The sequence below is a fragment of the Trichocoleus sp. ST-U1 genome (assembly GCF_039961835.1).
In the GTDB taxonomy this organism is placed as follows: Bacteria; Cyanobacteriota; Cyanobacteriia; order Cyanobacteriales; family FACHB-T130; genus FACHB-T130.
In genome coordinates this window covers 1-5,888 of record NZ_JAMPJZ010000145.1, presented here as the reverse complement: position 1 = coordinate 5,888, position 5,888 = coordinate 1, and the positions used below count along the sequence as shown (strand labels likewise).

General features: G+C 44.9%; 8 protein-coding genes. 3 read left to right on the top strand and 5 right to left on the bottom strand.

All coding sequences use genetic code 11. From position 1 onward, the window contains the following. The 3 genes from NDA06_RS26090 to NDA06_RS26080 form a co-directional block, all read right to left on the bottom strand. Positions 1-393 (bottom strand): fasciclin domain-containing protein (locus NDA06_RS26090; RefSeq protein ID WP_348251930.1); only part of this gene is annotated, 393 nt, incomplete at its 3' end. 613 nt (positions 394-1,006) lie between these two features. Continuing rightward, complete coding sequence (locus NDA06_RS26085; protein ID WP_199302948.1) at positions 1,007-1,420, bottom strand: hypothetical protein; 414 nt, start codon at positions 1,418-1,420, stop codon at positions 1,007-1,009. Next, the gene (locus NDA06_RS26080) at positions 1,410-2,303 is read right to left on the bottom strand and encodes a pirin family protein (RefSeq protein ID WP_190984976.1); all 894 of its coding nucleotides are present in this window, start codon (positions 2,301-2,303) and stop codon (positions 1,410-1,412) included. Before NDA06_RS26080 ends, NDA06_RS26085 begins: the two co-directional genes overlap by 11 nt. A 273-nt stretch (positions 2,304-2,576) precedes the next feature. Here NDA06_RS26080 and NDA06_RS26075 point away from each other — a divergent pair, with 273 nt between their 5' ends. After that, positions 2,577-3,113 carry a PadR family transcriptional regulator gene (locus tag NDA06_RS26075; RefSeq protein ID WP_190984977.1) on the top strand — a complete coding sequence of 179 codons (537 nt, stop codon included), beginning with the start codon at positions 2,577-2,579 and terminating at the stop codon, positions 3,111-3,113. Positions 3,114-3,117: 4 nt separating this feature from the next. Here the strand turns inward: NDA06_RS26075 and NDA06_RS26070 are convergent, their stop codons facing one another. Further along, the gene (locus NDA06_RS26070; protein WP_190412516.1) at positions 3,118-3,306 is read right to left on the bottom strand and encodes a hypothetical protein; all 189 of its coding nucleotides are present in this window, start codon (positions 3,304-3,306) and stop codon (positions 3,118-3,120) included. A 588-nt stretch (positions 3,307-3,894) separates the two neighbouring features. Between NDA06_RS26070 and NDA06_RS26065 the strand changes: the two genes are divergently transcribed. After that, on the top strand, positions 3,895-4,800 hold the full coding sequence (locus tag NDA06_RS26065; protein WP_190984978.1) for a hypothetical protein: 906 nt from the start codon (positions 3,895-3,897) through the stop codon (positions 4,798-4,800). Between the two features lie 157 nt (positions 4,801-4,957). Here NDA06_RS26065 and NDA06_RS26060 read toward each other — a convergent pair whose 3' ends face one another. Continuing rightward, positions 4,958-5,194 carry a hypothetical protein gene (locus NDA06_RS26060; RefSeq protein ID WP_190984979.1) on the bottom strand — a complete coding sequence of 79 codons (237 nt, stop codon included), beginning with the start codon at positions 5,192-5,194 and terminating at the stop codon, positions 4,958-4,960. A 462-nt stretch (positions 5,195-5,656) separates the two neighbouring features. Here NDA06_RS26060 and NDA06_RS26055 point away from each other — a divergent pair. Beyond that, positions 5,657-5,888, top strand: a 232-nt coding sequence (locus tag NDA06_RS26055) for a DUF4336 domain-containing protein (protein WP_348251929.1), incomplete at its 3' end; no start/stop codon positions are given.

Sequence of the window (5,888 nt, the reverse complement as noted above, 5' to 3'; positions counted from 1 at the left end):
CAATACTGTGTCAATGACGTGGATGACACCATTATCAGCAGCAACATCCGCTGTTGCAACTGTTGCATCATTCACTTTGACGCCACCATTGGAAGCATCAATTTTCACGTCTGAACCCTGAACTGTAGTAGCTGACTTCAGCTTAACTACGTCAGCTGCCATCACTTTGCCGGAAACGACATGATAGGTCAGGATTTGCTTAAGCTTCGGAATATCTTGAAGCAAAGAATCTACTGTACCTGCGGGAAGTTTAGCGAAAGCTTCATCAGTAGGCGCAAACACAGTGAAGGGACCAGCGCCTTGTAGTGTATCAACCAAACCAGCAGCTTTGACGGCAGCAACTAGGGTGTTAAATGAACCAGCCTGAACGGCGGTATCAACGATATTAGCCAAGTTTTTTACCTAGTTTTTTGTCTCTTGTTAACAACTATAAAGTTTATTTTAATAAATTGTCTGTACCTTTAGGCATATCCCCAATTTGTTGAGTCGAGAGCCACACAAATACTAGATATCGTTTATACTAACAAAGTCATAGATTTGATTTAGGTTAAGTTGAGTTTATGCAAAAGTTATAGGATAAACTTCAACTTTATTTAAGAAGATTACTGAGCATTTTTATAACAATAATTACTGAGAGAGCCTACATTACTGCAAATGCAGTTGAGGCACCAGTCCCTCATATTTTTAATATAAATTTATGTAGTTTTATTCTACTCTTGCTAGACTAACTTGCTCGGCTGCATTTAGCAAATGTAAAACGCTGGAAACCTGAAGCAGCGATTCAGCGAAAGCAGATTTTCGGTTCTGTATTTTCTGTTCTGTAACAGTAAGTGCGATTGGGCAAAGCCCAGGGGCTGTCTCAAGAGATCCCAAAAGCTGCTAAGCGCGATCGCACTCTTCTTAGATGAAGCCTAGATCGTTGCTTGCACTAAAGGACTCTCAAAGATTTCCGTACCCATAGAAAAGCACCGCAATTTACCTTGCGGTGCTTTTCCTTCACTTGTCCTTATTTAGCAGATGCAAGCAGCTCTGATACCGATGCGTGTGCCAACACAACGCCCGGTTCGCGTTGGAAAGCATTGTAGTATTTCCGGGCAAATTCATTGCCTAGCTCTGACGGCGTCAGCAGCGTGCGGGCATTGGTAATCAGATTTTGGATATCATCCAGCGATACAGGTTCATCGCTAGAGAGCATTTCATCAATTTGCACAACCAGCTCAGAAAGGCGATGCAGCCACGCAAATTGTTCGTGCTCAATCACGAGTTTCAGGAGTTCTGTGTTGGATACCCGTCCGCGCACCTGTTCGTAAGTGATGCGTTCTGTGTCAAGCAACACCCGGTGGAGGTGCAGCAATTTGTTCCGCAGATCGCGCAGATATTGATGTTGATGTATTCGTTGTAGCAGTGTGTTAGAAGTCAATGGAACCCATCCTCCCGTTACGATAATCTTCAATTGCTTGAACAATTTCTGCTTCGGTATTCATTACGAATGGCCCGTAGCGGACAACTGGCTCGTTTAGCGGTACGCCAGCAATGAGCAACACGTCCAATGGCGATCGCGCATCTGATGGATTGGCGATCGCTACTTCCCCACCATCTTGTGCAAACAACACCATCTGCCCATCTCCTGCACGTTCCTTGTCTGCACCAAACAAACCTTCTCCATCCAGCACGTATGTAAAGGCATTGTATTCTTTTGGCACCGGCTGAACCACTGTTCCGCCCGGTTGGAGCGTGAAGTGCAGGTACATTATCGGAGTTTGCGTTGCGATCGCTGACTTCACTCCCAGCGCTTCTCCAGCGATCGCTTTTACCGTTACCAAGCCATCATCAGTCTGAGCAGTGGGAATTTGCTCCGCCGAGATTTCCTGATAACGAGGTTTCATCATCTTGTCCTGCCGAGGCAGATTCACCCAAAGTTGCAGTCCGTGAAGCCGTCCGCCAGACCGAGCAAATTCTCGCTCTGGCATTTCTGAATGGACAACACCCGCTCCTGCTGTCATCCACTGCACATCACCGGGATTCAGATGCCCTGCATGACCCTGTGAATCTTTGTGTTCCAAGCGCCCCTCAAGGATATAGGAAACCGTCTCAAAGCCCCGATGGGGATGATCCGGTGCTCCTTTTGCTTGACCTGGCTCAAAATCAACCGGCCCTAATTCATCAAGGAGGAGGAAGGGGTCGAAGTGGGAAAAGGCACTTTTAGGGAATGGGCGGCGCACAAGCATCCCTTCACCCTCCAGCGTTTCGACACTGTTAATGATGCCTGCAACCGTTCGCATCGTTCGTATTTGAGTCGTCATCAACTGTCTCCTTGATGCCTTAGTTATCAGTTTAATAAGAACCCTGGCAAAGAATATGCGGATAACCAGCACTTGCGAGAGTATGAAAGTCTCTCTAGATCGGGTCGTAAACCCCGGTCGGCAAGAAGCTGATACCTTTAGGTTCTTCGTCGGAGCAAACCATCATTCATCTCGTTTACTTTGATTGCTCCTATATATGATTGATCATATACTAGCATAAGATCGTAAGTGACCAATAGAGCTTCCACTACTTCATTCTTCGGAAAACCGTCTATGTCTCTAGCACACGCAATTCTGGGTTTACTTCAGCAAGAAGAGAGGACGGGTTACGACCTGAAAACGAGCTGCTTCGATCGATGTATTGCTCACTTGTGGCCCGCAGACCAAGCACAAATCTACAGAACCCTCGATAAACTGGTTGGGCAAGGTTGGATTACCTGTACGGTAGAAATTCAGAGCGATCGCCCAAATCGCAAAGTTTACAGCGTGACTGAGGCAGGACAAGCCGAATTAATCCGATGGCTGCAATGTCCTCAGCCCTTGCCAACCGTGCGAGATCCCTTACTCGTGCAGTTGCATTTTGCGGCGCAGTTACCCGATGAAGCTATCCTTCAACTGTTAGAGGAGCAACTAGCCGCACGCCGCCAAAAGCTCTCTGAGTGTGAAAATATTGACTTGCCAACCCTGAGCGATCGCTCTGCGAGCCGCGAGCAGATTCTGCAACGGCTCGGACTAGAATTAGCGATCCGCAGAGAACAAACTTACATTGATTGGCTCAAGACTGCTATAGAAGCGATCGGGAACGCATAATGAATCAACTAGAGGTAAAAACCAACGCCTCTATCTCGTCTTCCACTTCGCTAATCAGATCCTGCAATTGCCACCAATCGCAAGATTCCCTCGGTATCTGCTTTTGTTGTTCCAAAAGCTCGGAAAGCTGTGCGTTTAGCCGCTTGAATTCAGCAGTAATCCATTGAATCTTCATTTGACGGGCATCGGTCATAACTCTGAGTTCCCTTTACTGTGATTCTTCTTACAGGTTTGAATCAGTTAAACGGGAAAAATCACTCTAGCAACTACACCATTCAAACAAGTCCGCCCAAAATTGCTAATTTTCTTTATTAAACGCAGACTCTAATCCTTTTCTGATAAGGTACGAGCTTGCCTAAACTCCTTTGCAAAAGGGAGAAAATATCCTTATTTTTAAAAACGGTAGTGAGAATCCTGATTTCTCCCCGATACTCCTTGCAAAGAGAAAAAATAGGTTCTTTTTTCAAGCGATCGCATAGGTGGATGCGCCCAGTCATTCCTGTGCGATGCGATCGCGCCCTTGGCAGAGTTTGGGGGTATCTGATGTGTAGCCTCACCAAAGTGGAAGGGGATTCGTTAAAAAACAGCCAATATCGGTTTCCATTTTCCGAACTAAAACCCTTGGTCTATATGGATTTTAGAACTTATGGGAAAGCATAGACTTTCTAGCGCTTCGGGAAACAGAGTAATTTGAAGTGAAGATACCTGTTACTTACCTATTCCTGACCCAAAAGCGTAGTTATCAAGAATGCACTCACTCAATTTTGGAAAAAACTCAAACATGAAAAAGTTGACAAAGACGATTGCATTCACTATTTGCTCCGTCTGGCTTGTGAGTTGTGGTAACTCCGTTCCCAATGCTTCTCAGGAAAATCAACCAAATAACGCCCCGGAAACGAAGGCGGATTCTTCTAATAAAGTTCAAACAGATACCGAGGTTAAAGCTAATTCTTCTAATAAACCTCAAGCAAATACAGAAGCTAGCACTAATAAATCTAAAACAGATACCGAAATTAGCGATAATTCTTCTAACAAAGTTCAAACGAATACGGAAGTTAAAGGTGGCAGAAATAAGCAAGTTCCAGCTAAGCAGCCAACCATTGGTACCGTCACAAGCATGGTACAAGGTGACCTCAAATGCTACGTCACCCTAGTGGATGAAAACAGAATCGAGAGGAATGTTGGCGCATCATTTGAAGTCTGCGAACAAGAAAAAAGTTTCTTGAATAAGAAAGTTCGTAACTCTTATGAAATCCTCTCCGTTAATGATTGTGAAAGCATCGAACCTTGCGGCAAAAGCAAACAAGAATCTCTCATCACCAAAATGGAGATTATCGATGATGGAAACTCTCAAGCTCCAACTGACTCACAAACTCTCAGTAATGGTGAGTGGACAATAACGGTTGGTAATGCAAAATCTTGGTCAGGAGTCAATGGAACGGGAAATCTTAGCTACCGTGGTTGTGATGCTAATGGAAAATGCATCAATTTAACTGGAGGTAAAATCACTTGCCGGGATGGAAGTTGCACAACAGGGTGGGCGAATGGGGATTATTTTTACATTCTAGAGACACCAATCAGCAATCCCGATCAGCCTGAAGGAGCTGACTCTTCAACAACCTTAACCGTAAAGAAAGGAGCTGAGGTAATCCTAACAGCTAAAGGATTGAAAGCCGTATCTCCCTAACAATTCTCCCAACACAAAGTTGAGTTATAAACTGTTATTTCTAGCTTGAGTTTTAGGGAAAAGAACGCAAGGAGAAAGCGCTAGTATGCCAAAGATTTACCAAGGGCATTGGCATACTAGCAAGCCTTGCAGAAGGAAAGGCTTGTGGGAGCAATTATTAAATAATCGCGCTGATGATGAGCGCTACTGCAAGTGCGTAACAAAAAATAGCTGTAGCGCGATCGCCAATTCTATGTCTGATTCGGAGTGTCTTACGAGTTTGCCAAAACCAACTAGGTTTTGTGTAGGTGACAAAAACGAGAAAAATGGCTGTAACTAAGTAAATTGGGTTCATCTCAAGCCACACTCCGTTAGCCGTGACATATAGACGCGATCGCTCTTTAAAAAAAACCATCTCAAAGACTTCAACCGTAAAATCCCAAATTCCGGAGTTCTTGTGCAATCAACCAGAAACCGCGTTCAGCCTTCAATAGCGTGTAGTCGCAATCCTAGCATTTGAGTAGTGAGCTAACCCTTCAGATACCCGACTCCGTAAGAGTTTTCGGGTATCTCGCCTTCAGGAATCATTTAGGGGCGCTAGAGTACAAATAAATTGTTGTTAGTGGCTACTGGCAAGGATGCGAACTGACAAGTCAGCCCTAGGCTAACGCCTCGCTTTGCTGTTTTCATGCCCAAAGGGCTGTACGCGATCGCTGCCAGTCTTCTACCATCCAAAATTTGAAATCTAAAATCTAAAATGGTATAAGCAGGCTGAGTTTTAACAAAAATGTAGTTTATTGGGACAACAATTTGCTACACTCCAACTTCTGAAGTTCAAATAAACACAGATTGAGCGAATGCGGAAGGGGGTCGTGAAGTGGCTGATGATGAACGCACACTAAACGCAGAACAGATTCATCTGAGGGACTTTTCCTGGTCTTTCTGGTTTACTTTGCCTCTCTATCCTTTTGGCAGTCGGCGGACAATCCGCAAAGAAGTCGTTCAAGATACAGTCTGGACTTTTGACCAGCTTCAGGGCATCTTCTACGTTGTCGTGCCGATTCGCATGACGGTCGTTAAGCTAGATGAAGGGGGTTTGCTCGTCTATG